This window comes from Pseudomonas khavaziana (assembly GCF_019145205.1).
Taxonomy (GTDB): domain Bacteria; phylum Pseudomonadota; class Gammaproteobacteria; order Pseudomonadales; family Pseudomonadaceae; genus Aquipseudomonas; species Aquipseudomonas khavaziana.
Genome location: NZ_JAHSTT010000001.1, coordinates 811,134 through 836,629 on the forward strand (window position 1 = coordinate 811,134; position 25,496 = coordinate 836,629).

Consider the following 25,496-nt stretch of genomic DNA (forward strand, 5'->3'; position numbering starts at 1 on the left):
GTGGCCGTAAGGATGCGGGCGACCGTCTGTACTGTTTTTGAAAGGTTTGAACCATGCGTGTTCTGATTGCTGAACAGGATCACCCGCTCTACGCCCAATTGCTCAAGCAAGCGGCCCCAGACCTTGAAGTGCTGACCAGCGGCGACTCGGCCGAACTCTCGCGGCTGGCCGCCGATTGCCCGGTCTGGCTGGGCCAGCCCGATCTGCTGGCGACCCTGTTGCGCCAGGGCCATCACCCCCAGTGGCTGCAATCGACCTGGGCCGGTATCACGCCGCTGCTGGCCGATGGCCTGCCCCGCGACTATCGCCTGACCCGCGCGGTGGGGATTTATGGCCAGGTCATGGCTGAGTTTGTCCTCACCTACATGCTGGGCCACGAGCGCGAAGTGCTGGCGCGCCTGGTCAGCCAGGTCGAGCGCAAGTGGGACAACCGCATGGGCCAGAGCCTGGCGGGGCGGAAAGTGCTGATTGTCGGCACCGGCGATATTGGCCAGAGCGTGGCCGATTTCCTCGTGCCGTTTGGCGTCACGCTGTATGGCATCGCCCGCGTAGCCCGGGAGCAGGCGCCGTTTCTCGAAGTGGCCGAACTCGACCAATTGGGCCGCTTGGTAGGGGAGGTGGATTACGTGATCAACCTATTGCCCAACACACCGGACACCCATGACCTGTACGACGCCGCGCTGTTCAAGCAATTCAAGCCGACCGCGTTGTTTATCAACGTCGGGCGCGGCGTGGCGGTGGTGGATGCCGATCTGGTCGAGGCCCTGAAAGAAGGGCACCTGGCCGGTGCAGTGATCGACGTGTGCCGCCAGGAGCCGCTGCCGCAGCGCCACCCGTTCTGGACCGCGTGGGGGTTGCTGTTGACCGGGCACAGTTCGGCACCCACCTCGCCGTCGATGATGGTGGCGTTGTTTGTGCAAAACGTGCGCGCCTACCAGGCCAAGCAGGCGTTGCGCGGGGAAGTGGATTTCGAACGGGGCTACTGATCCTGGGCCATGCATGAGGAGGCTTGCCCCAATGGCTTTATGTAGGAGCGAGCTTGCTCGCGAAGAACGTCAACGATGACGCGTACTTTCTAAGTAAGCGCGGCGCCTATGAGCTTTTCGCGAGCAAGCTCGCTCCTACAGAGGGCGATTATTGCCCAAGGCTTACAGGCTGAAGTCACCTTCGCACACCAGCTCGCTCAACGGTTTGCGCGGGCTCGGCGCTTCACGGCCCTGCAGATATTCCGGCAAGCTCGACTTGTCACCCAGCTTGCCCACAGCCACGGCCGCATGCAGCGCGTAGCCTTGTGGAATTTTCAGCTCCTTGCGGGTCAGCTCCTGATCGAAACCGGCCATGCCATGGGTATGCCAGCCGCTTAGACTGGCTTGCAGCGCCAGGTGGCCCCAGGCTGAGCCGGTGTCGAAGGTGTGCCATAGCGCCGGGGTTTCTTCGGTGGCGCCTGGAGCCATGAACTCGGTTTTCGAGGCGATGATCACCAGGGCCGACGCGTGCTGCGCCCAGTTGCGGTTGAATTCATTCAGCAGGCCCAGGAAACGCTCCCAGTCCGGGGTGTCCCGACGCGCATAGAGAAACCGCCACGGCTGCGAATTGTAGGCCGAGGGTGCCCAGCGTGCGGCTTCGAAGAAACTCAGCAGGGTCTCTTTCGGGATGCTTTCGCCGGTAAAGGCGCGGGGCGACCAGCGTTCTGTGAATTGGGTGTGGATCGGGTAATCGGCAACGCGTGTCATGGGCTGTTCCTGATCGTCAATTCGGTGCCCAAAACTACTGCGGGCTCAGTAGTCTGACAAGTGTTGCTACACCGTCAGTCGTAAGCGCTTGGCCCCAGCAGGCTTGGGCACTAGACTGGCGGCCTTTTCAGCTTCCGATACTGATGTAGAGCCATGGCCGCCAAAGTCGAACCTTTCTGGATACGCAAAACCCTTGAACAGCTCGACCAGGAGGAGTGGGAGTCGTTGTGCGATGGCTGTGGCCTGTGCTGCCTGCAAAAGCTTGAGGATGAAGACGACAACAGCGTTTACTACACGCGTATCGCCTGCAAACTGCTCGACCTGAAAACCTGTCAGTGCACCGATTACCCCAACCGCCGCGCATCGGTGCCGGACTGTATCCAGCTCACTGCGGGTCAGGCCGACCAATTCAAATGGTTGCCACCAACCTGCGGCTACCGCCTGGTCAGCGAGCGCAAGGATCTGCCGCTCTGGCACCATCTGGTCTGCGGCGACCGTGACGCGGTGCACCACGAACGCATTTCCCAGTCCGGGCGCATGCTCAGCGAAGGCAGCGTGCCCGAGGACGACTGGGAGGACTACCTGATCTTCCGCGCAGGCTGAACCAAGGAGTGTGTATGAAGGTGGTAGCCAAGTTAGCCGCGGGCCTGGTATTGCTGGCGCTGAGCGGGCCGGGCTGGTGCGCGAAAAAAGTCGACCTGGACTATCACGTCAAGCTGCTGCCCCAGAGCGATCAGGCGCAGGTGCGCGTCAGCCTGTCCCAAGGCTCGGCAGTGCGCAGCCTGGACTTCGACCTGGGCCGCGAGGGTGACTACAGCGACTTCAAGGCCGACGGCCAATGGCAGGTCACGGGCAACCGTGGGCTTTGGCAACCCAGCGCCGACAAAGCCAGCCTGACCTACAAAGTGCGTCTGAGCCATACGCGCAAGCCGGGCATCTATGACACACGGGGCACACCGGGCTGGGCGTTACTGCGCGGTGAAGACCTGGTGCCGGCTGCGCGTCTCGATCAGCAAGATGGCATTGAGTTGGTCTCGCGCCTGGCGTTCGAGTTGCCCACGGGCTGGAAGAGCGTCGAAACCGCCTGGCCGCGCATTGGCAAGCATAAATTCCGCATCGATAACGTGTCCCGCCTGTTCGACCGACCTACCGGCTGGATGCTCGCCGGTAATCTCGGCAGCCGCCGCCTGCGCCTGGGCGAAACCGAAATCACCGTGGCCTCGCCCAAGGGGCAGGGCATGCGCCGTATGGACGTGCTGACCTTGTTGACGTTCGTCTGGCCCCAGGTGGAAGCCGCGTTCCCGCGTCATCCTGGCAAATTGTTGATCGTCGGCGCCGGTGACCCGATGCGGCGTGGCGCCTATTCGTTGCGCGATTCGATCTACCTCAACAGCCGTACGCCGTTGGTCAGCGAAAACGCCAGCAGCCCGTTGCTGCGCGAAGTGGTGCAGGCTATCGGGCGCTTTAACGACCATGACAGCAGTGACTGGATCAGTGAAGGGTTGGGGGAATATTACGCGGTTGAATTGATGAGGCGTGCCGGAGGCATTACCGATGAGCGTTATGCGGCGATCCAGGCGCGGCTGGTCAAAGAGAGCAAGGCGGTCACTACCCTGAGGGGCGAGCAGATCGGCAGTGCCGGCGTGGCGCGGGCGGTGCTGGTATTGCAGGATCTGGACCGCGAGATCCGTGTGAAGACCCACAACAAGCGGTCCCTGGATGATCTGGCGCAGGCAGTGATGCGGGTGAACAGCATTGATACCAAGGAGTTTGTGCAACTGGCTGAAAGTGTGATCGGCGAGTCTTCAGTGGTTCTGGACAGCAAACTACTGCGCTGATCCGAAGCCATGTGCAGTTCAAAATGTGGGAGGGGGCTTGCTCCCGATGGCGGTGGGTCAGCAAAAAGTATGCTGCTGACACTCTGCTATCGGGGGCAAGCCCCTCCCACATCTGAATCTCCAGCATGTCCAATACTCAGGTCAGGCTTTGGGTTTTACAGCCTTTTCAGCCGCCACTTCGGCCTTGGTCTTCAAGTTCTTCAACTCTTCACCAGCACGCTCGATCTTGGTGCGCACGCTGTTCATTTCCTGACGGCCCTGCTCCAGCTTGTCCTTGAGCGAACTGTGCCCGGTAAAGCCGCGGGCCAGGGCCACGCCGCCAATCGCTACCTGGATCAACCCGAAAATCCCACCCCGGCGCAGGCCTTTGCCGACCATCATCACGCCGCCGGCCACCGAGCCGATGCGTTCCCAGCCATGCACGTTCTGGGTAGGCTGAGCCTTCAACGGCGTGGCTTCGATGATAGGTTGTAAGATTTTGCTGTCGCTCATGATCTGTCTCCAACAAGGGCAAGTGTAACTAGCTGACTGCGCGCAGGTGCCGGATGTTCCCGGAAAGTCAGTACTTGGGGCCCGAGCGGGTGTTGTTGCCCTTGGCCAGGCGGTCGTAGAGCACCACGTTGACTGTGGCCGCCAGGTTCATGCAGCCAGTGGTGGGGATGTACACCACATCTTCGCACCAGTCGCGGATTTCCTTGTCCAGGGAGCCGTCTTCGGGGCCGAAGATATACAGGGCACGGTCGGGGTGGGTGTATTCGGGCAGCGGGCGGGCGCCTTCCACCAGTTCCACGGCGACCGGGATGCAGCCCAGGGGCAGGATCTTTTTCAGGTCGTCGATGCCGATCAGCGGAATGTCGTGGTGGACCTTCTTGGTGTCGGTGATGAAATCCCGGGCGCGCTCGTAGCGCACGCCGGTGTAGAACACCGAGGCCACGCCGTAACAGCCGGCGGCACGCATTACCGAGCCGACGTTTTCGGGGGATTTGGGGTTATACAGACCGATGCAGCTGTAGCGTTTATTGCCCACGGGGAAGGGTGCCTTGCAGGAAAAGCCGGGATTATACGGCTTGGGGGGATGCAATGCTTGGGCGATCGCCATCGCGGGCAAGCCCGGCTCCCACAGGTAAATGCATTCCAAATGTGGGAGCTGGCTTGCCTGCGATGAGGCCAGTACAGGCAAGGACGATCTTCAGTCGTCTTTCTTCATCAACCCCGCCAACGCCGCAAACGGATTATGCGTCGCCTTGGCAATGCTCGGGCTGCTGGTAGAGCCTTCGCCGAAGTACTGCTGGTCGGTGTAGCGCGAGTGTTCGTTGTCATGGCAATACAGGCATAGCAACTCCCAGTTGGAGCCGTCCTGGGGATTGTCATCATGGTTGTGGTTACGGTGGTGTACGGTCAGTTCGCTCAGGCGTTTGCCGGCGAATTCACGGGCGCAACGGCCGCAGACGTGGGGGTACATCTTCAAGGCTTTGTCGCGATAGCCCATTTCGCGGTCGCGCTGGGCATCGGCGAGGATGCGGTCCAGCTTGGCGGTGTGTGAGGGCGGGTTGGTCGAGCTCATCATGGCTCCTGGCTATTTGGTGGGTCACGGATAAGGTGGATTCTAGCCGCTTGTGCGGTAAATGACCGCTAGGATTGCTTCACTGACTGAGAAGGAATGGAAATTCATGCGTCTGCATTCATGGACTATCGGGCTTGTGCTCTGTGCCCTTACTGCCCAAGCCCAAGCGTTTTCGACGCCACAACCGGGGCAGGTGATCGAGGTCGCCCTGGAACAATTGCATCCGACCCAGGCTGTGGTGGGTTTCGACCAGATCTACTACAGCCTGGGGCTGTTCGCCGACAAGCCCGCCAAGGCTTTCGATGAATACTGCGAAACCAATGGCCAGGGCGAGGCCGTTCAGGTGCCCAAGAACGCCGAACTGCTGCGGCCCGCCAGCTTCACCTGCAAGCGTGCGGTGGGCACCTATCCCGATGAGATGAAAACCGTGGTGGTCGGCCCCGGCGGCCAGCTGTACCTGACCGATGGTCATCACAGTTTCACCACCCTGTGGGAGACCCCCGGCGCCGGCCCGCGCTTGAAGATGTGGGTCAAGGTCACCGACGATTTCAGCAGCAGCCCGAACCTTGCCACCTTCTGGCAACGCATGGAGGCTGCGCGCAAGGTCTGGCTCAAGGATAACCGGGGCCAGACGCTGTCACCTGCGCAATTGCCGGCGCACTTGGGCTTCAACAACCTGCAGGACGACACCTTCCGCAGCCTGGTGTATTTCACCCGCAAGGCGGCGTATGGCAAACCGACCGAGGGTGCAATTGCGCCGGAGTTCCTCGAGTTCTACTGGGGCAACTGGCTGCGCACGCAAATTGATCTGGGGGCGTTCAACCTGAACAAGAAGGGCGGCTATAAGGATGCCATTGAGGCCGTGGCCAAGCGCATGGTCGGCCTGGCGCCGGGGGCGCAGGTTGGCGTTAGCGGTTTCACCGCCCAACAATTGGGCGGTATGACCCAGTTGGATCACAGTGAGATGGAAAAGACTTTCGATAAAAAACTGCCGTATGTAATCGATTACCGCAAATCCAGAGACTGAAGCAGTACCAAATGTGGGAGGGGGCTTGCTCCCGATAGCAGTGTGTCTGCTAAGGATAGGCTAGCTGAGACACCGCTATCGGGAGCAAGCCCCCTCCCACATTTGATCGATGATGATTCAGCCCTTCAGCTTTTCTGCAATCCAGATGGTATGCCGCGTGCCCTTGTTGCCATGGGCAAACACCTGGACTTCCTCAGCCTTGAAGCCGGCCTTGCGCAGTTTGTCGCTGAACAGCTTATCGGCACTGGCCGACCACACGGCGAGCACGCCCTTGGGCCGCAGGGCCTTGGCGCACGCGGCCAGGCCACCGGCGGAATACAACCAGCTATTGGCCTTTTGCGTCAGACCCTCGGGGCCGTTGTCGACGTCGAGCATGATTGCGTCGAAGCCCTGGGGCTCGGCCTGCAGCACCTTGGCCACGTCTTCTAAGCGGATCACCGTGCGCGGGTCCAGCAGCGGGCGCCCGGACTTTTCCCCCAGCGGCCCACGGTTCCACTCCACAACGCCGGGCACCAACTCCGCCACCACCACTTCGGCACTCTTGCCCAAATGCTTGAGGGCGGCGGCCAAGGTAAAACCCATGCCCAAGCCGCCGATCAGCACCCGTGAGCCCGGGCGACCGGCGACCTTGCGGCAGGGAATCTCGGCCAGGGCGTCTTCGGAGCCGTGCATGCGCGTGTTCATCAGTTGGCCGCCGTCACCGCCCTGGATCTTGATGACAAAGTCCTCGCCGTATTCGAACAGGCACAAGGCACCGCCATTGTCGGGGATCGGAGTGGTGTCCAGCAGAACGAAACGTTTCATGGAAATCTCATTGGGAAGGGCATTCTTGCGCAGTTGGGAGTAGCCTTACGATATTCCGGTCAGGCCATGGAGCCATCGATGAAGTGCAGCATTCTAACGGTCATTGTATTGAGCGCGCTCATATCTGCTGTGGCGCAGGCTCAGGAGTTGCAAACCGTTCCGGTCGCGCCCGCTCCAACCCCAGGCGCGCCGGGCACGCCAACGCCGACCTTGTACCCGCAAGTCACGCCACCCGTCGTGCCCAAGACCGATGGCTCGCCGCCCCTGGTGCCCATCGTATTGCCCGCGCCGCCCAAGGACCAGACCGTCCCCGGCCTGCAGCAGAACGACAGCAAGCCCAAGCCCCCCGGCGGTTAAAACTGTTGAGATAACAGTTGCCCGTCGGCCATGCGCAGGCGCTTGGACAGAGCCACGGCAATGGCGCGGATGATCTTGGCCGCCACCCTGGGCGTCTCATTGAGCATTTTTTCCAGGGCATCCTTGCCCAGGTTCAGCAGCACGCAATCACTGGCTGCAACGCAACTGGCCGAGCGCCGCTCGCCGTCAAGCACCGCCATTTCACCAAACGCCCGGCCACTGCGCAGGGTGGCGATGGTCAGGCGCTGGCCGGTGTGATTGGTTTTCTGCACGGCCACCTGGCCAGTGTGGAGGATGCACATGAAGGTGCCCGCATCGCCCTCGAGGAAAATCACCTCGCCCTGGGCAATGCTGCTGATATTGAAGTAGCCCGCGGCGATATGAAAATCTTCCGGCAGCAGCGGGTCAAACAGCCCGCAGTCCATCAGCATGTCGCGGATTTCGTCATTGAGTAAGGTGGCTTCTGGCATGGCAGCAGTATTGGTCCGTCAATAGGTAGGGCGGTCCCCTGTTCAGACAGGGCCGCCCCGGTAAGTTCCTAAATCAGCCCGAGCGCCTTGAACACAAACGCATATTCGAGCGCTACGTCACGTAATCCCTGGTAGCGACCGCTCATACCGCCATGGCCGGCGCCCAGCTCGGTCTTGAGCAGCAGCAGGTTGTCGGAGGTGGCGGTGTCGCGCAGCTTGGCCACCCACTTGGCCGCTTCCCAGTACTGCACGCGGCTGTCGTTGTAGCCGGCGATCACCAGCGTGGCCGGATAGGCCTGGGCGCTGACGTTTTCGTACGGCGCGTAAGCCTTGATGCGCGCATACACCTCGGGATCCTCGGGGTTGCCCCATTCATCGTACTCGGTGATGGTCAGCGGCAGTTCCGGGTCGAGCATGGTGTTGAGCACATCGACGAACGGCACTTCGGCAATCGCTGCCTGGAACAGTTCCGGACGCTGGTTGAGTACGGCGCCGATCAACAGGCCACCGGCACTGCCGCCGCTGATCGCCAGTTGCCTGGAGGTGGTCAGGCCCTCGGCAATCAAGTGTTCGGCGCAGGCGATAAAGTCGCTGAAGGTGTTCTGCTTGTGCTCCTGCTTGCCGTTGCGATACCAGGCTTCGCCCAACTCACCGCCGCCACGCACATGGGCGATGGCAAACGCCACCCCGCGATCCAGCAAGCTCAGGCGCGCATGGGAGAACCACGGATCAAGGCTTTGGCCGTAGGCACCATAGCCATACAGGTACAGCGGCGCCGGCTGGCCGAGCCGGTCACGCTTGACCACCAGGCTGATGGGCACCTGGGTGCCGTCAGCGGAGGTGGCCCACAACCGTTGGCTGACGTAATCGTCGGCGTTGAACACCCCGAGTACCGGGGTTTCCTTGAGCACCACTTGGGCGCCGCTCGCCAGTTCGAGCTGACGTACCTGGGCCGGACGGTTCAAGGCCTCATAGCGCAGGCGGATCTTGTCGCTGGGAAACTCCAGGCTGTTTTGTACGTAGAGGCTGTAGGCCGCGTCGGGCAACTCCACCCGATAGGCCGGTACGTCTTCAGGGTGCACCTCGATGACCGGCAGTCCACCGATACGCAAGCTCAAGGTCATGGCGCTGGCGTTCAGGCTCACACCGTCGAGCATGACTTCATCGCTGTGGGGGATCAGGTTCTGCCAGTCGGCCTCGGTAGGCGGTGTGCCGTTATCGGCGGCGATGAACAGCGCGTAGTTGATCCCATCGCGGTTGCTGCGAATAAACCAGGTCCACTCGCCATTGCGCTTGCCGTGGTCGACATCGTATTCATGGTCATCGACCCGTGGCGCCAGGCAGGTGAAAGGCAGGTGCGGATGCTCGGCGTCCAGCGCCCAGATCTCGCTGGTGGTCTTGCTGCCCAGGGCCAGCAGCAGCTGGCGCTCGGAGCTGGAGCGGTAACAGTGCAGAAAGAAACGGCCGTCGGGCTCGTGGAACACTTCCTGCGCCGCGGTGCCATCCAGGCGATAGCGATACAGCTTGTGCGGGCGATGGGTGTCGTCCAGCTCGCCGAAGAACAGGGTCAGGCTGTCATTGGCCCAGGTCATGCTGCCGTCGCAGTTCTCGAACGCCAGTTCGCTGACTTTGCCTGTGGCCAATTCCTTCACGAACAGGGTGTAGATCTCTTCGCCGCTGGTGTCGAGGCTGTAGGCCAGGCGCTGGTGGTCGGGGCTGATGCTGAACGCGCCGAGGGAGAAAAAGCCACCATTGGCCAATACGTTCGGGTCCAGCAGCAGCTCTTCGCTGCTGTCATCCACCTGGTTGCTGTCGTCAGCCGGGCGGCGGCAGCGGTAATGGCGTGCATATTCGTCACCGGCGGTGGTGCGGGTGTAGTACAGGAACGGGCCCCAAGGGGAGGGCAGGGACAGGTCGGTTTCAAGGATACGGCCTTTGATCTCTTCGAACAGCGTCTCGCGCAGCGCCTGCTGGTCGGCCAACTGGGCCTCCTGCCAGGCATTTTCGGCCTTGAGGTAGTCGAGCACTTCAGGGGTGTCCCGCGCTTGCAGCCATGCATACGGGTCTGGGTCTGGGGCCTTGCGGGCAATCGGGGCGGTCGATGACGTCATGGATCACTCTCTGTCTGGCGGAAGGTGGCAGGCATTGCAGCCGCGACACGCAAAAGCCGTTATCATAGCCGCCTGTTTGCCAACCTTGCCATGGACACCATGACCGAGAACGACTATCTGACCGCTTGGGGCCTTTACGCCTTCGCCGCTTTGGGCTGCCTGTTGGTGTGGTGGCGCATGACCCGCTGGATGTGGCGCTGGCTGCGCGAGCCACTGCAATTGCTGATGGCGGTGCTGTTGCTGAGCCCGACCATCGTCGACCCGGTCAAGACCCAGTTCGCGCCGGCCGTGGCGATTACCGCCCTGGACCTGGTGCTCAAGGTCGGCAATAACGCCTGGCGGGCGATTTCCGATCTGTTCATGTACACCATGATCGTGTTTGCCCTGTACATCGTGTTTGTGCTGATCCGCTGGCCCATCGAGCGTGCGGCCAACGCCCGGCGTGAGCGCAAGGCCGCCACGGATGCTGCCCTGGCTGCCGAGCCGGAAGACGATGAACCGTTCCGCCGCCCTGCACCTGTCGGCGGCATGCGGGTCGAGCCGCGCCTTTAACGTTGTCCGCCCTGCAGCGAGAGCCCTGGCATGTGTGAATTATTGGGCATGAGTGCCAACGTCCCCACCGATATCGTGTTCAGCTTTACCGGGCTGATGCAGCGCGGTGGGCGTACCGGCCCGCACCGCGACGGTTGGGGCATTGCCTTCTATGAGGGCCGTGGCCTGCGGCTGTTCCAGGACCCGGCCGCCAGCAGCGAGTCGGAAGTCGCGTTGCTGGTGCAGCGTTACCCCATCAAGAGTGAAGTGGTAATCGGTCATATCCGCCAGGCCAATGTGGGCAAGGTGAGCCTGGCCAATACTCATCCGTTCGTACGTGAGCTGTGGGGCCGTAACTGGTGTTTCGCCCACAACGGCCAGCTGGCGGATTTCAACCCCCGCGCCACCTTCTACCGCCCAGTGGGCGATACCGACAGCGAAGCGGCCTTTTGCGATCTGCTCAACCGCGTGCGCGAAGCCTTCCCCGAGCCGGTAGACATCGAGCAAGTGTTGCCGGACCTGATCACCGCCTGCACCGAATACCGCAGCAAGGGCGTGTTTAACTGCCTGCTCAGCGATGGCGACTGGCTGTTCTGCTACTGCTCGACCAAACTGGCGCAGATTACCCGGCGCGCCCCCTTTGGCCCGGCGCGCTTGAAAGATGTCGACGTGATCGTCGATTTTCAGGCCGAAACCACCCCCAATGACGTGGTAACGGTGATCGCCACCGAGCCCCTGACCGACAACGAAAACTGGACCCGCTACGAACCGGGCCAATGGAGCCTATGGCGACGCGGTGAATGCGTCAGCCAGGGCGTTACCGAGTAAGGATATCGACCATGTTGCTTAGCTATCTGCGGTTGGTGCTGTTTGCCATTGGCTTGTTGGTCGGCGTACAGGTGCCGGGGTTTATCAACGACTACGCCAAGCGAGTAGAAGCCCATTTGATCGAGGCGCAGACCGGCTTGCGCGGCTTCGAGTCCACCGCGCAGCAGTTCTTCAATGGTGATATGCAAGCGCTGGTGGCGCATTACCGCGCCAGTGACGACCCGGTGTTCCAGAGCGATGCCAGCAGCCTTGGCGCGATGCTCGATCGCCAGCTCGAGTTGGACAAGCAATTCCAGGCCATGCAGGGCCCGTGGTACATCCGCGTGCTGCAAGTGGCGGTGGCTGCCGACCCGGATATCCGCCAGGAGACCTGGAATGGCTACAGCTACCAGATCTTGCTCACCCCTGAAGCCATGGGTTGGGGCCTGGGCGGGGCGATGCTGTTGTCGTTCGGCATCGAATGCCTGTACCGCCTGATTGATTGGGTGGTGTTGGGCGGCAGGCGCTTGCGCCAGAGCCGGCCCATCGAAGAGCGGGACCTCAAGGGCCTCTAACGCTCAACTCGGCCAAATGTGGGAGAGGGCTTGCTCCCGATGGCGGCAGGTCAGTCAACATCTTCATCGACTGACACTCTGCTATCGGGAGCAAGCCCCCTCCCACATTTGGATCCGGTTTAGTCAGTGGCTCAGCACCATCCGTTCTTCGCCGACCTCCTTGGCATAGCGGGCCACCACCTTCTGGCACAATCCCACAATCTCCTCCACCAACTCTACCCCCACGCGCCATGACACCACCACCTGCAAGTTCGGCAGGCGCTGGGCCATCGGCAGCATCACCAATTCGCCCCGCGCCAGTTCTTCGCTGACCAGTACCGGCGGCAATGCGCCAATGCCGAAGCCATCGCGCAGCAACCGGGTAATCGCCGACACCGAGTTCACACAGTTCATCCGTGGCGCGGCCACGCCGTTGGCCTGCATCAGGCTGATCACGTCCTGGTGCGGGTGGGAGTTTTTCGAGTAGGTGATGATGCGCTCCTGGGCCAGTTCGGCCAGCGAGGCGTAGTCGCGGTGGTAGATCGATTGGCTGGCGACGATCCAGGCCATGGGGTGGCTGGCCAGTTCCAGGCTGCGTACGGTTTCCAGGCGCAGCAGGTCGGTTTGCAGGATCAGGTCCAGGAAGCCTTTTTGCAGCTGATCGCTGAGGTTAAGCGCGGTATCGGCGACCAACTCGATTTCCACCAGGGGGAAATGATCCATCAACTCCGCGACCAGCGGGCTCAGCCAAGTGTGGATCACCGTGTCCATCGCGCCGATGCGGATGCGTCCGACCTTGCTGCTGCTGGTTTCCAGGGACTGCTTCAAGCCCTGCATGGTCACCATCATCTGTTCGGCGTAATCGAGCACCTTCAAGCCTTCCGGGGTCAGGCTAACGCCACGGGAGTCGCGCAGGAACAGCTTCACGCCCAACTCGCTTTCCAGCACAGCGATGCGGCTGGAGATCGAGGCCTGGGTGGTGAACAGCTTCTCGGCAGTCAGGCGAAAGCTCTTGAGCTTGGCCACCCAGACGAAGGTTTCGAGGAACTTCAAATTCATGGGATCAACTTTTTCTTATGCATGGATCGGTTTTTATTAGTTGGACGTCGCACCGGGCAAGCGCCAAAAATCGAGCTGTTCCACGATAAGCGTCGTAGGGGTGCCAGGACAAGTTGCCAGTTCTGTGTAATAAATCCCACACTACAAAAAAACAAAGCCTACAGGAGCGACCACCGTGAGCCGCCTGCTTTTGAACTGCGACATCGGCGAAAGCTTTGGTAACTGGACTATGGGTCTGGACGCCGAAGTCATGCCGTTCATTGACTGCGCCAACGTGGCCTGCGGCTTTCATGCCGGCGACCCGAGCATCATGCGCAAGACCGTCAGCCTGGCGTTCAAGCATGGCGTGCAGGTCGGCGCCCATCCGGCCTATCAAGACCTGCAGGGCTTTGGCCGGCGTTCCATGCATTACACGCCCCAGGAAATCCAGGATCTGTTGCACTACCAGATCGGCGCGCTGGACGGCATCTGCCGGGCCCAGGGCGGTCGCGTCAGCTATGTGAAGCCCCATGGGGCAATGTACAACGACATGATGGCCAACCCCGAGCAGTTGCGTGCGGTGATCCAGGCCGTGGCCGCCTACGGCGACCTGCCACTGATGCTGCTGGCCACCCGCGACAACAGTGCTTCCCAGGCATTGGGCGATGAATACGGCGTGACTTTGTGGTTCGAAGCCTTTGCCGACCGTGCCTATGACAGCAAGGGCCACCTGGTTTCGCGCCAGTTGCCCGGCGCGGTGCATCACGACTCCGAGACCATCGTGCAGCAGGCCCTGACCATTTCCCGTGGCGAGCCGCTGGTCGCCAGTGACGGCAGCGCGCTGGTATTGCAGGCCAATACCTTGTGCGTGCATGGCGACAATGCCAGCTCGGTGGCTGCGGTGCAGCGTATCCGTGAGGCGTTGAAGACAGCATGAAGCCACGCATTGAAGTGGTGGCTATCGACTGCCTGATGGTGCGTCTGTTTGAGGTGATTGCCGAAGCCAATATGCCGTGGATGCTCGCCGCCACCCAGCGTCTGCGGGCCGGGTTCGGCCCGGCGTTGGTGGACCTGGTGCCGTCCTACACCACCTTGATGGTGCATTACGATCTCACGGCGCTGACCCCGGCCCAGGCCCGGGAACTGATCGACCAGGCCCTTACCGATCTGCAACCCCAGGCCCAGGGTAGCGGCCAGTGCCATGTGCTGCCGGTGTGGTACGACCTGAGTGTCGGCCCGGAACTGATCCTGCTGGCCCAGCGTAGCGGCTTGGCGGTGGATGAAGTGATCCGCCGCCACAGCGCCCATGAATACCAGGTGTTTGCCCTCGGTTTCGCCCCGGGTTTTGCCTTTATGGGGCTGGTGGACGAAATCCTTGCCACGCCGCGCCTCGACACACCGCGCAAACGCGTGGCGGCCGGCAGCGTCGGCATTGCCGAACGGCAAACCGCCGCCTACCCGGTGGTGTCGCCGGGCGGGTGGAACTTGATCGGCCGCACCCCGGCCAAGCTGTTCGACCGCGAGCGCGACGGCTACAGCTTGATGCAGCCCGGTGACACGGTGCGTTTCGAAGCGGTCGATCACGCTGAATTTATCCACTTGGGAGGCGATGACACGCCGTTGGAGGCGCAGGCATGAGCCGCTTGATCATCGAGGCCAGCACGCCGCTGTGCCTGTTGCAGGACGCCGGGCGTTTTGGCGTGCGCCACCTCGGCGTGACCCAGGGCGGCGCGCTGGATTGGGTATCCATGTCCTGGGCCAATTGGCTGCTGGACAATGCCCTGGATGCGCCGGTGGTGGAAATCACCCTCGGCGGCTTCACCGTGCAAGCCGAGGACTATTGCCTGCTGGCCCTGGCCGGTGCGGATCTGGGCGCTTATATCGATGAGCGTGCCATCAGCCCGGGTCGCAGTTTTATTCTGCAAAAGGGCCAACGGTTGCGCTTCACCCAGCCGTTCAATGGGGCGCGGGCTTATCTGGCGGCGCCCGGCGGGTTCGACGCGCCGCCCGTGCTCGGCAGTTGTGCCACCGTGGTGCGTGAGTCTTTGGGCGGGGTGGACGGTTTCGGCAAAGCCTTGGCTGAAGGCGCGCGGTTGAGCTATTCCGGGACCGGAGGCGCGATGAAAGTGCTGGCCAACCCGGATTTGCCATCCGCTGCATCGCTGGACGTGATCATCGGTGCGCAGATCGGCCAGTTCAGCGGGCAGAGCCTGTTCGATGCGTTCAACACCGAATGGGCCCTCGACAGCCGCGCCGACCGCATGGGCATGCGCTTGCTCGGTACACCGCTGCACTACCAGGGCCCGTCGTTGATTTCCGAAGGTATTCCGCTGGGAGCGATTCAAGTGCCGCCGGATGGGCAACCGATCGTGTTGCTCAATGACCGCCAGACCATTGGTGGCTATCCGCGCCTGGGAGCGTTGACGCCGTTGTCGCTGGCACGATTGGCGCAATGCCTGCCCGGTGCGACGTTGAAACTGGCGCCTATGATGCAGCCTGGCGCCCACGCGCAGCATCTGAGGTTTCTGGCGCAATACGCCAACCCGTAATCGAGCCTCATGGGTCAGCGAAGACACTGCCCTGGCCGGACAGGGACGCCAGAATTGCCTGACTTGCCCTGACGGCTTGAGGCTGTCGACCTCGAGGCGCAGCAATGGGAGCCTGTCGGTTCTTCTTGTTACGAGTTTGTATTATGCGATTCTTGATGCTGCGTGCTTACGATATTAGCGACAACGCCAGGCCCGACGTGGTTTACCTGGATTTTTACGACGACACACTCGCGCAGCCCCTTGCCATGGCGGCTGCAGCGGTGGATATGAAGGGCGATGGCAGGCTTGATTGGAAGCTGGCTGACGACATCAACCATAACGGTGTCACTGACACGCTGGATGCTGCCATGGCGCTGGAGTTCGCCCAGCAATTTCTCGAGTTCAACTGGTTCAGCCAGGATGGCGCCGCCGATAAATACCTGATGGTGTTTGCCGTAGACTTCGATGCCAATGGCATACCAGACACCGTGCGCCTGCATTTTCACCAAGGCGAGGGGCAGCTCGATGATGAGTCACTGGCCTACACAGCGGCTTATTTTACCAACGAGGTGGGCACCGCCGATGGCGCCCATATCAGCCAGGACGTGAACAACGACGGCCGCGTCAATGGTGTCGATGCAGAACTGGTGCGGCGGTTCTCCAGTAACTTCCTGCTGTTCGGCTGGCATGATGCGCGCAGGCCCACGCCGTCGACACCACCCTGCAAACCGGTGCTGAATCGGCCGTAAAGGGCCTGCCGAGGTGGCTTATTTGGCCAGGAAACGCATGCCTTCCTCCAGGCCGCGCAAGGTCAGCGGGTACATCTGATCCTCCACCAGCTCCCGCACGATTGCGGTCGATGCCGTATAACCCCAGGTGTCCTTGGGGTATGGGTTGATCCAGATCAGCTTCTTGTACTTGGCCATGAAGCGCTGCATCCACACATACCCAGGCTCCTCGTTCCAATGCTCGACGCTGCCGCCGGCCTGGGTGATCTCATAGGGCGCCATGGCTGCATCGCCGATGAAGATCACCTTGTAGTCGGCGCCGTACTTGTGCAGCAGGTCCTGGGTGGAGGTGCGCTCCGAGGTGCGGCGCTGGTTGTTCTTCCACACCGACTCGTACACGAAGTTGTGGAAGTAGAAATACTCCAGGTGTTTGAACTCGGTTTTGCAGGCGGAGAACAGCTCTTCGCAGGTCTTCACATGGGCGTCCATCGAACCGCCGATATCGAACAGCAACAACAGCTTGATGGTGTTGCGGCGCTCGGGGCGCATCTGGATATTCAGCAACCCGGCGTCGCGGGCGGTGTGGTCGATGGTGCCGTCGATATCCAGCTCTTCGGCCGCACCCTGGCGTGCGAACTTGCGCAGCCGGCGCAGGGCGATCTTGATGTTGCGCGTGCCCAGCTCCACCTGGTCGTCGAGGTTCTTATACTCGCGCTGGTCCCAGACTTTCACGGCCTTGCCCTGGCGCTTGCCGGCGTCACCCACGCGAATGCCTTCCGGGTTGTAGCCACCGGAACCAAACGGGCTGGTGCCGCCAGTGCCGATCCACTTATTGCCGCCGGCATGCCGTTCTTTCTGTTCTTCCAGGCGTTTCTTGAACTCCTCGATCAACTTGTCGAGTCCGCCCAGGGACTGGATCTGCGCGCGTTCTTCATCGCTCAGGGAACGTTCGAACTCCTTGCGCAGCCAGTCTTCGGGGATCAGCGCCTGCAAGTGGTCGTCGAGCTTTTCCAGGCCGTTGAAATAAGCCCCGAAGGCGCGGTCGAACTTGTCGAAATGCCGCTCGTCCTTGACCAGGATCGCCCGGGCCAAGTAGTAGAACTCGTCCATGTCGGCGAAGGTCACGCGCTGTTTCAGCGCGTTGATCAGGTCGAGCAGTTCGCGCACCGATACCGGCACCTTGGCTGCACGCATTTCATTGAACAGGTTGAGCAACATTATCGGTTACCGCGGCGGCTCATGAACGCCAGACGTTCCAGCAGCTGCACGTCTTGCTCGTTCTTCACCAAGGCACCGGCAAGCGGCGGGATGGCTTTGGTCGGGTCGCGTTCGCGCAGCACCGCTTCGCCGATATTGTCGGCCATCAGCAGCTTGAGCCAGTCCACCAGTTCGGAGGTGGACGGTTTTTTCTTCAGGCCCGGCACCTTGCGTACATCGAAGAACACATCGAGCGCTTCGCTGACCAGGTCCTTCTTGATGTCCGGGTAGTGCACGTCCACGATCTTCTGCAGGGTAGGGCGGTCGGGGAAGGCGATGTAGTGGAAGAAGCAGCGACGCAGGAAGGCGTCCGGCAGCTCTTTTTCGTTGTTGGAGGTAATGATGATGATCGGGCGCTTCTTGGCCCTGATGGTCTCGTCGATCTCGTAGACGTAGAACTCCATCTTGTCGAGTTCCTGCAACAGGTCGTTGGGGAACTCGATGTCGGCCTTGTCGATTTCATCGATCAGCAGGATCACCCGCTCTTCGGACTCGAAGGCTTCCCAGAGCTTGCCCTTCTTCAAGTAGTTGCGCACATCGTGGACCTTGTCCACACCCAGTTGCGAGTCGCGCAGGCGGCTGACCGCGTCGTACTCGTACAGGCCCTGATGGGCCTTGGTGGTGGACTTGATGTGCCAGGTGATCAGCCGGGCACCGAAGGATTCGGCCAGTTGCTCGGCGAGCATGGTCTTGCCGGTGCCCGGTTCGCCCTTGACCAGCAACGGCCGTTCCAGGGTGATGGCGGCGTTGACGGCCAGTTTCAGGTCATCGGTAGCCACATAGGCCTGGGTGCCTTCGAACTTCATCGGTCATTCCTCGAATTCATCAATGTCCGGACTATACCGCGCAGCCCTGGCGACTGTGAACGCAGACGGGTTATTCAGTCTCTGACTCACCGGTACACTCGCAAACTGTTGAGTCCGCTGGAAGCCCTGTAGAATAAGGGGCGCAGCGGTTCTGCTCTGTGTCACATGGCTGGGCATTCAGCGTTTGGATGTGCCGCATGTCACCAACACACGACCGTACCACGTGCCCCGGAGAATCCTGCATGTCTTATTTGTCCCGCCGCGATGGTCGGTACCACTACCGCCGCCGATTCCCCGCCGATGTTGCCGAGCTTGTAGGGCGTGCAGAATTTCGCAAGGCGCTGGGCACCGCTGATAGAACCGAGGCACTGCGCCTTGCTAGGCAAGTATCAGTAGAGTTCGACCGTATATGCTCTGACGCCTTGGCACCGGCTACAGGCTCAGCCCAGGGGCAAGCGGACCCAACCTCACCGGTTGATGCTCAGGCTGTCTTGCGGGGCTTGAGAGACGTTGTGGAGAGGGTGACTACGGCCGCTGTTGAGGCGATGCATCCCCGAGGTCGGCGGGTAGCTAAAGACTGGAAGACCGAGTTCGATTGGCAGGAGAGGGCGCTGCTAGCGATCATAGACGGCACGCATCCAGGCGCAGCAGAAACTCACGTGCTTGAAGCAATGACCGCATTAAAAGCATTGCGGGCTGTACGTGATGGTTCGCCTTTGGCAGTGACGCCAGATGCACACGCGCCGGTCGAACCGATGCTGCCGCAAGAAAGCGCCGTATCTTCCAATCCTGATAGCCGTACTGCTGCTGAATTCACGGAAGCACTCGACGGCTACTGTGAGCGGGTCAGCTCTGGCCGCGTTGCCATCATGCGCAAGCTTTGCAAAGACGTGTTGCGCTGGCCGAGTACCCAAGCGGATCAGGTCGAAAGGATTATGCGGTACGCCGAGGGCAAGTTAGCGGGCGGCGGTAAGGCGTCGTCGGTGCATACCCAGGCTGCGGGACTTATCACTATTCTCCGGGAGGTTCCCGGCTGGTCTGGTATCAGCTTGCCAAAGACTGGTGCGGTAGCACGTGCAGTACGCGCTGGTGGTGCGCTATCCAAGGAAGCCCGCGACCCTATGCCGTTAGACGTGGTGAAGGTGGTGCAGGCAAGCCTTGAGGCTCGCGGTGATGATGTGGACGCGACGGCAGCAAAGCTGCTGGTTCGATACGGTTTACGCCCCATTGAGCTATTGCAGGAGGGGCGGGCAGCATTGACGGAGAGGGTGGATATTCTCGGCAAGCGAGAGCTAGTGTTTCGTGCAGGGTTGTCCGGTGCCAAGAACGCAGCCAGCCGCCGCGATTTACCGGTGCATGCGGATGACGTGAAAGCCTTTGAACTGGTACTCAGCGGTATTGGCATTGAGGACTCTGCAACGAAGGCGGAGCGCGAGCGAAGGGGGAGGCAGCGAGTCTCTCGACTGAGCAGAGCAGTAAGTATCGGCTTGCGAGGACAACCTGAGCGGCTGAGTTTGTACAGCTTTCGGCATACCTGCGCTGACCTTCTACGCGCCGTGGGTGCATCTGGTGAAGAGGTCGGCGGTGTTCTTGGGCACACGGCTGGAGGATCGAAAGCCACTAGCATCTATGGTGGTACTGCGCCACTTGATCGGCCACGGGCATTACTCGCGGCGGTACGTGACCTGCTGCCCTGAGTCGGGAAGTGGAGTTCTATACGCGGCCTAAAAATGCTGACCTCGTGCGCTAGGGCTTCTCCGATTCGATCACGTGTTTCTCCCCCGTGGCCCCTCAATCGGCAGTCGTTTGCGACGGTTTCAGGGGGCGAGAGCCTCGTGCTTGCAGCCATGCAGAGTCGATGTCTCCTGCGTCACCGATGACGATGACATCGCCTGTCTTCTCATTGCTAGCGATAAGGTCTAGAAGTTTTGCAGATGGGTGCATTGCGAGCACCATACCGTAGGTGCGGTACTTGTCGAACGTCTGCGTAGATTCGAGCGTGACTGTCACGCCTTCACATGGAATCGCGCTAGGCAGGCGCAGCTTGTTAAGCAGTGGCGCACTAAACAGATGCTCTAAAAAGGAGGCGCTACCTTTACTGTTCACAGCAAGCACCAATGACGTGCCGGATTCCTTGGCAATATCTAATGCGAACGTGAGAGCTGCGGACAGATGTTCTTCGTCAGCATGCGTCGGCAGGTAGTGCGCCCAGTTTGTCATGTGGTCAGTCCGTTGAGGTTGGCCCATAACGATAGCATGACAACGCTCTGAGTAGCGGCTCAAAAGGTACACCCTGTGAGCCACCGCTAAATTATCTGCAAGGCATGGCTCAAAGGTGTTGACTTGTATTGAGCTATTAGTGACTATATGAGCCATAGGTTCTGAGCTACTCAGGCCGCTCATTAGGTATCGGAACATGGCAACCATCGGATATGTGCGGGTCTCCACTCACGACCAAAGCGTCGAAGCCCAAAAGCATGGGCTCACTGAGATGTACAACGTAGACGAGTGGTACGAGGACAGTGGAGTGTCTGGCGCTGTGAAGGCATTAGAGCGCCCTGGCTTTGATGCCTTGGTTGCCTATGTTCGCCGTGGCGACACGCTGGTAGTCAGCGCCGTGGATCGCTTAGGGCGCGATACTCTGGACGTACTCCACACAGTGGAGGCATTGCAGGCCAAAGGCGTGAGCATAATCTCCAAGCGCGAGGGTTTCGACCTCAGTACGCCCATAGGTAAGGCCATGCTTACCATGCTGGCCGCTGTAGCGGAGCTGGAGCGTTCAAATATCAAAGCCCGTCAGATGGCAGGTATTGAGCGTGCAAAGGCTGAGGGGAAAGCCCTGGGCCGTGAGAAGACTATCAATGACGCGCAGGTCAGCGAGTGGCGTAAGACCAATAGCGCCAGCATCAAGGCCACTGCCGAGCACTTCAATATCTCAGTAGCCTCGGTCAAGCGCGCTTGTGCGGCGGTTTGAGGCTGGTAATCAGCACTCCATACACCCTGTCTGGTTTGAAGTCTCATACAGTGGTAAGAATGCAAGCGCTATGAACTGGGCCGGATGGTCCCAAGACGCTATCGACGAGCCCATGAACGTAGCGTGCGCCTGATGGGCGACCACTTGTAGTTCGGTTGGTCTGGATTAAATGTCTCGTACCAATGATAAGGATGGCGGCGATCAACACCACCGGCTCCCTCCAAGTTTCGGTGCCCCTGCTGTCATGGGTCAGGGCAAGCAGCAGCCGTTGTACGTTTCGGCTGCTGTAGCACCACCAATCCTAAGCCCGATCACGTGGCTGTCTGCACTCGCAAGCTCCTTCGCTCGTGTCGTGAACGCGTCAGCACCCATCCTCGCACCACCCCGTAAACAAGCCGTTCCTGTACTGCTACACGTCTCGTCCGCGCTCTGTGGACAACTTGAATCGAACCCATCACCACTAGCCTGGAGGCCCCGGCGTGTCTGGTGATTCCCTTTTGCCGTTTCGGCACCATTCCTACAACAAGGAGTACACCAAGATGAAAGCAAGCTACCTCGCTGGCGGGCGTAAACCCATCGGTCAAGCCATGATTATCCGGGCGTTGCGTGCCTTAAACGGACGTCAGGAACCAGCAACAGCCGGTGCCATCCACCGCCAAGAACCAAACCTGTCCCGCAGCACGCTTATGGCCGGGCTGGCCTCGTTGGTTCGTACTGCTGGTCTGATCCCCAATCCATTGGATGGGGCACCCTCGATCAACACGTACACCCTGGCAACTTATGCCCATCGGGTTGGTGTCAATCTCAGCGACACCGATTTGCGTTACTACACCAAAATGGAGAACACCGCCCTACTGATGCTCTCCGAACATGAACAAGCTAAGGCGGTATTAACCCATGGCGCGTAAACGCAAGATCACAACTGCAACGGTCAAAGAGTCCGCTTTAGAGTTGCTTGACCTGACGCTACAAGCAACTAACGCTAGATTCAAGGACGCTCTTGCGGACAATTATCCCGTCGAAGCCGCATTGGTGTCGGCCTCTGTTTCTCTTTTGAAGTTGGTAGAGGCGCGGACAAGTCTTTCCGAAGATGACCAAACCAATGACTTGGCTGCGCAACGTAAAGCGTTTGCTGAGCGTAAGCCAATTGCGAAACAAACTCCCGAAGACATCGTTGCATTGTACGGAAATGGTAACTAATGGATTGATAATGACAAAACTAGAAGTATTACAACAGCAAGCCCACACCGCGACACCTGTACTCCCTACCTGTAAGTGGCACGAACAAACCGACGTACCCTTTGTAATACGAGCATTGAAAGGCGCGGGCATCTCGCTGTCGCAGCTTAGTCACTACGTAGCAAAGGCTGAGCAGTACAAGCTCAAGCATGGCGAGTTGGCAGGTTGGACAGTGCGCGGCGGTGGTAATGCTCAATCTGTTTACCGTGAACACTTCAAGCGTGAGCAGGCGTCCCGTAGACAGGCACAGAAAGAGCTGGCTGCCATTGGGCACAAGGCTTTGTATCCGACCTACCATGCTGTGCGCGACATGTTAACGGCAGCCCACGATAGCGCGTTCGAAACGGTGCGCCCGAGTGGTCGTGAGATACTGCGAGGCTTGCACACTGACCAAGAGGTAGTTGTCACGTTTGCCAAACGCGTTCCTAGCAAGCACACCCGGCGTGCCCTGAGCGAACTACAGAGCCACCCCACGAGTAAGCGTCTAGAGAAGCAGGGGTTACGTGGTGCACGTGACATTGCTGCAATCACCGGAGCATCCATGGCAGGTAGTGTTGCAGAACTATACCGGCGCGCAGATGTAGCCAAGCGTCTAGAGCAACAGGATGTATTGGTACTGGAAGTGGCCGACCTCAAGGCGCGCTTGGCCGAGCTGGAAGCCCGTGCAGTTGCATCTGAGGCACGACATGAGATAACCGAGGCGGGTGGTCATTGGCATGAGGTCGCGGCCCGTATGCGTGCTGATGGCGCTTCCTATGGTGCCATCGCCAAAGCTACTGGGCAGGGCCGAAGCACTGTTAGCCAATTCATTCTCCGTCAGCAATCGGCAAAGCAAGGGTAAGGTTTTAAGTACGTAGTACTAGAGGAATCCGCCCGGATCGGCTGTACACATCTGTACACCTGCCGTGTACAGCCTAAATAACAACCGGCAATAGTTACCACCCATCCGGGAGGTGGCGCCGTGGGCGCAATTAAAGGAATCACCATGGACACTCCGTACCCGTACTTGACGGTTGAACAGCGCCTTGTAGTTGTACTCAGCCATCATCTCTGTAAACACCCCTATCGAACTGCTCATTATGCATTGCGGAACGCGAACAAGTGGGTAGAGCGAGGGCGCTCATTTGAAAGCTTGCCATTGCTCAAATATGGATGGCCGTAATGTCTGTACTCCCTAACTTAATTTCTACCGCACTCCCTCGCGCACTTTGCGCCAATCAAATTGGAATAACTATGACTACTACCAAAAAGAACTCTAACGTAACCGCTATCGATAACGAGCGCGCCCGTGCGCTACTTGCGTTGATGTCGACCACTATAGAGCTGACCCGTGATACAGCCCCTTCGATTGTGGTTCCGGACATGCCAGCGTCGTATCCCGATGTACAACGGGGCATTGAGCGGATGACAGCCCAGTTCATTGACCCAGCACGCGCAGAGGGGCGCCGCACCAGCGCCGACGATGTGGAGCAGGAGCTATTGCAGGTTCTGACCAATGCGCAGGACGCGGGCTTCGACTTCGCAGAACTGGCGAAGGTGCTGACGTACCGCAAAGAACGAGACCGTGCCCGTAACATGCAGGACAGTTATGTGCGTGCATCCAGCGCCAGGGCCGAACGCCTCGGCGAGCAGGTCCGCGAGTGGCTGCAAGACCTTCTCGACGTAATCGCCATCCGTGATGTTGTAGGGGTTGATGCTGTTAAAGATGCTGCCGAGGCAAGTAACAAAACCTTAGCGGCTGTGGCCCTGGACTTGATGGTACGGGAGACCGTCAATGCTGCTGCCGCATCGGAGTTGAACACCGTAGCTGCTGGCCGTGGGCTAATGACCTTGGCGCAGGCTGGTATCCCACCGGCTGAGCTTGAACATCGTGACCTTGAACAAGTCGCCGCCCTGGCAGGGTTTGCAGTGTACCCCGAAGGTTTCAAAGGCTTCGGACAGCGCCACGCCCCTCTGAGCATTCGCGTGGGTCGCAGCCTAATTCAGGTGGACACCCAAGCCGCCGTGCTGTGTACAGAGGCCACTACTCCCCAGCAGGGCACGACGCTCCTGGCGCGGCTTGCATTGGTGGCCGGTTCTGAGGGCGCACTCATGGGCGCACAGACACTTATTGACGAGCGCTTGGCCGGTATTCCGCATCGCTTCCACGACGCCGTAGACGATGGTTCCAGCAGCTTAGATGTGGCGCGACGTTCGGTCATCTGAGATTTTCCGAGTAAGGGGCGGTGAAGATAACCACCCCTTACTAATCACTGCTTATGCAATGTACAGACTGCGTTTACCAACGTGTGATGTGGCGTGCCGTTAGTTGAGTCAAGATAACGCGTTGGTATCCTGATCTTTTCCAATAGAAGGAAGCGGAGCGTCGCTTGAAAGCTCTTCTGCCCGGGCTTGAGTGCGCCAGGTAATGTTCGTGAGTTCGCGTATCCGATCAACAATTGGCTTGGCATCTTTACCGAGTTTTCCTAGCACTACTCCTGCATCCCCTATAAGTCCATAAATATTATCTAGGTCCGAAACCTTCTTATGGATTTCATTTTGAAGCTTTTCCAAGCGCTTTAGCAATCGCTGGCGATGGTTTTGCTCAAGCTCTTTGGATGAAGTGATATGGCTTCTGAGTTCGTTGATTAATTCTTGTACTCGTGTGAGGTCGCCATCTGTGAATTCGTATGCAAAGTTATTTGTAAGTCTAATCGACATTTGCTTTTTGAGGTTTTCAAGCTTTACCTCAGCCGCTGCCCCGATTAGCTGATTTTGCACTAGGCTGAGGAATTTTGAGATGGTTCCACATACCGCGTTCATATCCGGCTCAATTGATGGTTCAAATTCGCTGTAAAAAATTAGATCGTTTTCTTTTAATGTCGAGACAATAGCTAAACATTCCAACAGCACTTCATAATCATCTATCGTCCATTCGCGTGACGATTCAACTGATTGCAAGGCGTAGTTGCATGCATCAATGGCACCCTGCAATGGGTTGGCTTGGAGGGTAAGCATGATGTGTTCAGGAATATGCATATCTCGTCCTTGTTGAAGAGGCAGGCGGAACCCTAGACGATAGGTTAAAAGATGGCGTTTAGCTATGCTTTCTGTGATGTCGCTGCGATGTGGCACATGGCGTGTGCTCAAG

The 25,496-nt window shown here is 59.6% G+C and carries 30 protein-coding genes and 1 pseudogene; 19 read left to right on the forward strand and 12 right to left on the reverse strand.

All coding sequences use genetic code 11. The annotated features are described in order from the left end of the window. Positions 1-53: 53 nt before the first annotated feature. Positions 54-986, forward strand: coding sequence for a D-2-hydroxyacid dehydrogenase (locus tag KVH01_RS03705; RefSeq protein ID WP_043046479.1), 933 nt, complete (start codon positions 54-56; stop codon positions 984-986). 162 nt (positions 987-1,148) lie between these two features. Here the strand turns inward: KVH01_RS03705 and KVH01_RS03710 are convergent, their stop codons facing one another. Then, the gene (locus KVH01_RS03710) at positions 1,149-1,733 is read right to left on the reverse strand and encodes a nitroreductase family protein (RefSeq protein WP_043046480.1); all 585 of its coding nucleotides are present in this window, start codon (positions 1,731-1,733) and stop codon (positions 1,149-1,151) included. A gap of 153 nt (positions 1,734-1,886) precedes the next feature. Between KVH01_RS03710 and KVH01_RS03715 the strand changes: the two genes are divergently transcribed. Both KVH01_RS03715 and KVH01_RS03720 read left to right on the forward strand, forming a co-directional pair. After that, positions 1,887-2,336, forward strand: a complete 450-nt coding sequence (locus KVH01_RS03715; protein WP_217880492.1) for a YcgN family cysteine cluster protein — start codon at positions 1,887-1,889, stop codon at positions 2,334-2,336. Between the two features lie 14 nt (positions 2,337-2,350). After that, positions 2,351-3,571, forward strand: a complete 1,221-nt coding sequence (locus KVH01_RS03720; RefSeq protein WP_217880493.1) for a hypothetical protein — start codon at positions 2,351-2,353, stop codon at positions 3,569-3,571. Positions 3,572-3,712: 141 nt separating this feature from the next. On the opposite strand, the gene KVH01_RS03725 is transcribed toward KVH01_RS03720, so the two are convergent. From KVH01_RS03725 to KVH01_RS03735, 3 genes are all read right to left on the reverse strand, one after another. After that, positions 3,713-4,063 (reverse strand): YgaP family membrane protein, encoded by a 351-nt coding sequence (locus KVH01_RS03725; RefSeq protein WP_124399845.1) that lies wholly within the window; start codon positions 4,061-4,063, stop codon positions 3,713-3,715. Positions 4,064-4,130: 67 nt separating this feature from the next. Beyond that, complete coding sequence (locus tag KVH01_RS03730) at positions 4,131-4,598, reverse strand: RNA methyltransferase (protein ID WP_003189607.1); 468 nt, start codon at positions 4,596-4,598, stop codon at positions 4,131-4,133. Between the two features lie 162 nt (positions 4,599-4,760). Further along, positions 4,761-5,135, reverse strand: coding sequence for a YajD family HNH nuclease (locus KVH01_RS03735; protein ID WP_005786102.1), 375 nt, complete (start codon positions 5,133-5,135; stop codon positions 4,761-4,763). A 106-nt stretch (positions 5,136-5,241) separates the two neighbouring features. On the opposite strand from KVH01_RS03735, the gene KVH01_RS03740 reads away from it, so the two are divergent. After that, positions 5,242-6,162 (forward strand): ParB/Srx family N-terminal domain-containing protein, encoded by a 921-nt coding sequence (locus tag KVH01_RS03740; protein WP_217880494.1) that lies wholly within the window; start codon positions 5,242-5,244, stop codon positions 6,160-6,162. A gap of 117 nt (positions 6,163-6,279) precedes the next feature. Here KVH01_RS03740 and KVH01_RS03745 read toward each other — a convergent pair whose 3' ends face one another. Further along, on the reverse strand, positions 6,280-6,966 hold the full coding sequence (locus tag KVH01_RS03745) for a spermidine synthase (protein WP_057022068.1): 687 nt from the start codon (positions 6,964-6,966) through the stop codon (positions 6,280-6,282). Between the two features lie 78 nt (positions 6,967-7,044). Here KVH01_RS03745 and KVH01_RS03750 point away from each other — a divergent pair, with 78 nt between their 5' ends. Continuing rightward, positions 7,045-7,323 carry a hypothetical protein gene (locus tag KVH01_RS03750; protein ID WP_043046491.1) on the forward strand — a complete coding sequence of 93 codons (279 nt, stop codon included), beginning with the start codon at positions 7,045-7,047 and terminating at the stop codon, positions 7,321-7,323. Here the strand turns inward: KVH01_RS03750 and KVH01_RS03755 are convergent. Together KVH01_RS03755 and KVH01_RS03760 are read right to left on the reverse strand one after the other, a co-directional pair. Next, positions 7,320-7,793 (reverse strand): Crp/Fnr family transcriptional regulator, encoded by a 474-nt coding sequence (locus tag KVH01_RS03755; RefSeq protein WP_217880495.1) that lies wholly within the window; start codon positions 7,791-7,793, stop codon positions 7,320-7,322. The two genes, KVH01_RS03750 and KVH01_RS03755, sit on opposite strands and share 4 nt — an antisense overlap. Before the next feature lie 68 nt (positions 7,794-7,861). After that, positions 7,862-9,904, reverse strand: coding sequence for a S9 family peptidase (locus tag KVH01_RS03760; RefSeq protein ID WP_217880496.1), 2,043 nt, complete (start codon positions 9,902-9,904; stop codon positions 7,862-7,864). A gap of 24 nt (positions 9,905-9,928) precedes the next feature. Between KVH01_RS03760 and KVH01_RS03765 the strand changes: the two genes are divergently transcribed. From KVH01_RS03765 to KVH01_RS03775, 3 genes are read left to right on the forward strand one after another with little or no spacing between them, the layout of a single operon-like run. Next, entirely contained in the window at positions 9,929-10,456 is a 528-nt protein-coding gene (locus KVH01_RS03765; protein ID WP_043046496.1) for a hypothetical protein, read from the forward strand. 30 nt (positions 10,457-10,486) lie between these two features. Continuing rightward, a complete protein-coding gene (locus KVH01_RS03770) occupies positions 10,487-11,263 on the forward strand; it encodes a class II glutamine amidotransferase (RefSeq protein WP_043046498.1) in 777 nt (258 codons plus the stop codon). Between the two features lie 11 nt (positions 11,264-11,274). Further along, a complete protein-coding gene (locus KVH01_RS03775) occupies positions 11,275-11,817 on the forward strand; it encodes a DUF2937 family protein (RefSeq protein ID WP_043046500.1) in 543 nt (180 codons plus the stop codon). A gap of 123 nt (positions 11,818-11,940) precedes the next feature. Here KVH01_RS03775 and KVH01_RS03780 read toward each other — a convergent pair whose 3' ends face one another. Next, on the reverse strand, positions 11,941-12,855 hold the full coding sequence (locus KVH01_RS03780; protein ID WP_217880497.1) for a LysR family transcriptional regulator: 915 nt from the start codon (positions 12,853-12,855) through the stop codon (positions 11,941-11,943). Positions 12,856-13,030: 175 nt separating this feature from the next. Between KVH01_RS03780 and KVH01_RS03785 the strand changes: the two genes are divergently transcribed. The 4 genes from KVH01_RS03785 (at position 13,031) to KVH01_RS03800 (ending at position 16,111) form a co-directional block, all read left to right on the forward strand. Then, complete coding sequence (locus tag KVH01_RS03785) at positions 13,031-13,771, forward strand: 5-oxoprolinase subunit PxpA (RefSeq protein ID WP_043046505.1); 741 nt, start codon at positions 13,031-13,033, stop codon at positions 13,769-13,771. After that, positions 13,768-14,472, forward strand: a complete 705-nt coding sequence (gene pxpB / locus KVH01_RS03790) for a 5-oxoprolinase subunit PxpB (protein ID WP_217880498.1) — start codon at positions 13,768-13,770, stop codon at positions 14,470-14,472. The genes KVH01_RS03785 and pxpB overlap by 4 nt, the downstream gene beginning before the upstream one ends. Continuing rightward, on the forward strand, positions 14,469-15,383 hold the full coding sequence (locus KVH01_RS03795) for a 5-oxoprolinase subunit C family protein (protein ID WP_217880499.1): 915 nt from the start codon (positions 14,469-14,471) through the stop codon (positions 15,381-15,383). The genes pxpB and KVH01_RS03795 overlap by 4 nt, the downstream gene beginning before the upstream one ends. Before the next feature lie 143 nt (positions 15,384-15,526). Further along, on the forward strand, positions 15,527-16,111 hold the full coding sequence (locus KVH01_RS03800; protein ID WP_217880500.1) for a hypothetical protein: 585 nt from the start codon (positions 15,527-15,529) through the stop codon (positions 16,109-16,111). Between the two features lie 18 nt (positions 16,112-16,129). On the opposite strand, the gene KVH01_RS03805 is transcribed toward KVH01_RS03800, so the two are convergent. Both KVH01_RS03805 and KVH01_RS03810 read right to left on the reverse strand, forming a co-directional pair. After that, positions 16,130-17,308: a vWA domain-containing protein gene (locus KVH01_RS03805; RefSeq protein WP_217880501.1), complete on the reverse strand. Its 1,179-nt coding sequence runs from the start codon at positions 17,306-17,308 to the stop codon at positions 16,130-16,132. Continuing rightward, positions 17,308-18,153, reverse strand: coding sequence for an AAA family ATPase (locus KVH01_RS03810; protein WP_217880502.1), 846 nt, complete (start codon positions 18,151-18,153; stop codon positions 17,308-17,310). Before KVH01_RS03810 ends, KVH01_RS03805 begins: the two co-directional genes overlap by 1 nt. Positions 18,154-18,395: 242 nt before the next feature. On the opposite strand from KVH01_RS03810, the pseudogene KVH01_RS30400 reads away from it, so the two are divergent. Continuing rightward, a pseudogene (locus KVH01_RS30400) lies at positions 18,396-18,548 on the forward strand (DUF6538 domain-containing protein); the annotation flags it as partial. 276 nt (positions 18,549-18,824) lie between these two features. After that, a complete protein-coding gene (locus KVH01_RS03815; protein ID WP_225924009.1) occupies positions 18,825-19,850 on the forward strand; it encodes a site-specific integrase in 1,026 nt (341 codons plus the stop codon). A gap of 94 nt (positions 19,851-19,944) precedes the next feature. On the opposite strand, the gene KVH01_RS03820 is transcribed toward KVH01_RS03815, so the two are convergent. Next, positions 19,945-20,373 (reverse strand): hypothetical protein, encoded by a 429-nt coding sequence (locus tag KVH01_RS03820; protein ID WP_217880504.1) that lies wholly within the window; start codon positions 20,371-20,373, stop codon positions 19,945-19,947. Between the two features lie 196 nt (positions 20,374-20,569). On the opposite strand from KVH01_RS03820, the gene KVH01_RS03825 reads away from it, so the two are divergent. The 5 genes from KVH01_RS03825 to KVH01_RS03845 all read left to right on the forward strand — a co-directional run bounded on the left by KVH01_RS03825 (position 20,570) and on the right by KVH01_RS03845 (position 24,571). Beyond that, entirely contained in the window at positions 20,570-21,127 is a 558-nt protein-coding gene (locus tag KVH01_RS03825; RefSeq protein ID WP_217880505.1) for a recombinase family protein, read from the forward strand. 479 nt (positions 21,128-21,606) lie between these two features. After that, positions 21,607-22,035, forward strand: coding sequence for a hypothetical protein (locus KVH01_RS03830; RefSeq protein WP_217880506.1), 429 nt, complete (start codon positions 21,607-21,609; stop codon positions 22,033-22,035). Beyond that, a complete protein-coding gene (locus KVH01_RS03835; protein ID WP_217880507.1) occupies positions 22,025-22,327 on the forward strand; it encodes a hypothetical protein in 303 nt (100 codons plus the stop codon). The genes KVH01_RS03830 and KVH01_RS03835 overlap by 11 nt, the downstream gene beginning before the upstream one ends. Positions 22,328-22,337: 10 nt before the next feature. Next, positions 22,338-23,207 (forward strand): hypothetical protein, encoded by an 870-nt coding sequence (locus KVH01_RS03840; protein ID WP_217880508.1) that lies wholly within the window; start codon positions 22,338-22,340, stop codon positions 23,205-23,207. Positions 23,208-23,599: 392 nt separating this feature from the next. Beyond that, positions 23,600-24,571 carry a hypothetical protein gene (locus KVH01_RS03845; protein ID WP_217880509.1) on the forward strand — a complete coding sequence of 324 codons (972 nt, stop codon included), beginning with the start codon at positions 23,600-23,602 and terminating at the stop codon, positions 24,569-24,571. A gap of 108 nt (positions 24,572-24,679) precedes the next feature. On the opposite strand, the gene KVH01_RS03850 is transcribed toward KVH01_RS03845, so the two are convergent. Further along, positions 24,680-25,495 (reverse strand): hypothetical protein, encoded by an 816-nt coding sequence (locus KVH01_RS03850; RefSeq protein ID WP_217880510.1) that lies wholly within the window; start codon positions 25,493-25,495, stop codon positions 24,680-24,682. Position 25,496: the final 1 nt, after the last annotated feature.

Bases quoted from the DNA above. Each gene is read 5' to 3' on its own strand.
- KVH01_RS03825 (WP_217880505.1), top strand. From the start codon at position 20,570: ATGGCAACCATCGGATATGTGCGGGTCTCCACTCACGACCAAAGCGTC.
- KVH01_RS03800 (WP_217880500.1), top strand. From the start codon at position 15,527: ATGCGATTCTTGATGCTGCGTGCTTACGATATTAGCGACAACGCCAGG.
- KVH01_RS03740 (WP_217880494.1), top strand. From the start codon at position 5,242: ATGCGTCTGCATTCATGGACTATCGGGCTTGTGCTCTGTGCCCTTACT.
- KVH01_RS03705 (WP_043046479.1), top strand. From the start codon at position 54: ATGCGTGTTCTGATTGCTGAACAGGATCACCCGCTCTACGCCCAATTG.
- KVH01_RS03715 (WP_217880492.1), top strand. From the start codon at position 1,887: ATGGCCGCCAAAGTCGAACCTTTCTGGATACGCAAAACCCTTGAACAG.
- KVH01_RS03735 (WP_005786102.1), bottom strand. From the start codon at position 5,135: ATGAGCTCGACCAACCCGCCCTCACACACCGCCAAGCTGGACCGCATC.
- KVH01_RS03760 (WP_217880496.1), bottom strand. From the start codon at position 9,904: ATGACGTCATCGACCGCCCCGATTGCCCGCAAGGCCCCAGACCCAGAC.
- KVH01_RS03820 (WP_217880504.1), bottom strand. From the start codon at position 20,373: ATGACAAACTGGGCGCACTACCTGCCGACGCATGCTGACGAAGAACAT.
- KVH01_RS03755 (WP_217880495.1), bottom strand. From the start codon at position 7,793: ATGCCAGAAGCCACCTTACTCAATGACGAAATCCGCGACATGCTGATG.
- pxpB (WP_217880498.1), top strand. From the start codon at position 13,768: ATGAAGCCACGCATTGAAGTGGTGGCTATCGACTGCCTGATGGTGCGT.
- KVH01_RS03840 (WP_217880508.1), top strand. From the start codon at position 22,338: ATGACAAAACTAGAAGTATTACAACAGCAAGCCCACACCGCGACACCT.
- KVH01_RS03750 (WP_043046491.1), top strand. From the start codon at position 7,045: ATGAAGTGCAGCATTCTAACGGTCATTGTATTGAGCGCGCTCATATCT.
- KVH01_RS03815 (WP_225924009.1), top strand. From the start codon at position 18,825: ATGACCGCATTAAAAGCATTGCGGGCTGTACGTGATGGTTCGCCTTTG.
- KVH01_RS03810 (WP_217880502.1), bottom strand. From the start codon at position 18,153: ATGAAGTTCGAAGGCACCCAGGCCTATGTGGCTACCGATGACCTGAAA.
- KVH01_RS03770 (WP_043046498.1), top strand. From the start codon at position 10,487: ATGTGTGAATTATTGGGCATGAGTGCCAACGTCCCCACCGATATCGTG.
- KVH01_RS03720 (WP_217880493.1), top strand. From the start codon at position 2,351: ATGAAGGTGGTAGCCAAGTTAGCCGCGGGCCTGGTATTGCTGGCGCTG.
- KVH01_RS03725 (WP_124399845.1), bottom strand. From the start codon at position 4,063: ATGAGCGACAGCAAAATCTTACAACCTATCATCGAAGCCACGCCGTTG.
- KVH01_RS03795 (WP_217880499.1), top strand. From the start codon at position 14,469: ATGAGCCGCTTGATCATCGAGGCCAGCACGCCGCTGTGCCTGTTGCAG.
- KVH01_RS03845 (WP_217880509.1), top strand. From the start codon at position 23,600: ATGACTACTACCAAAAAGAACTCTAACGTAACCGCTATCGATAACGAG.
- KVH01_RS03805 (WP_217880501.1), bottom strand. From the start codon at position 17,308: ATGTTGCTCAACCTGTTCAATGAAATGCGTGCAGCCAAGGTGCCGGTA.
- KVH01_RS03775 (WP_043046500.1), top strand. From the start codon at position 11,275: ATGTTGCTTAGCTATCTGCGGTTGGTGCTGTTTGCCATTGGCTTGTTG.
- KVH01_RS03745 (WP_057022068.1), bottom strand. From the start codon at position 6,966: ATGAAACGTTTCGTTCTGCTGGACACCACTCCGATCCCCGACAATGGC.
- KVH01_RS03835 (WP_217880507.1), top strand. From the start codon at position 22,025: ATGGCGCGTAAACGCAAGATCACAACTGCAACGGTCAAAGAGTCCGCT.
- KVH01_RS03780 (WP_217880497.1), bottom strand. From the start codon at position 12,855: ATGAATTTGAAGTTCCTCGAAACCTTCGTCTGGGTGGCCAAGCTCAAG.
- KVH01_RS03710 (WP_043046480.1), bottom strand. From the start codon at position 1,733: ATGACACGCGTTGCCGATTACCCGATCCACACCCAATTCACAGAACGC.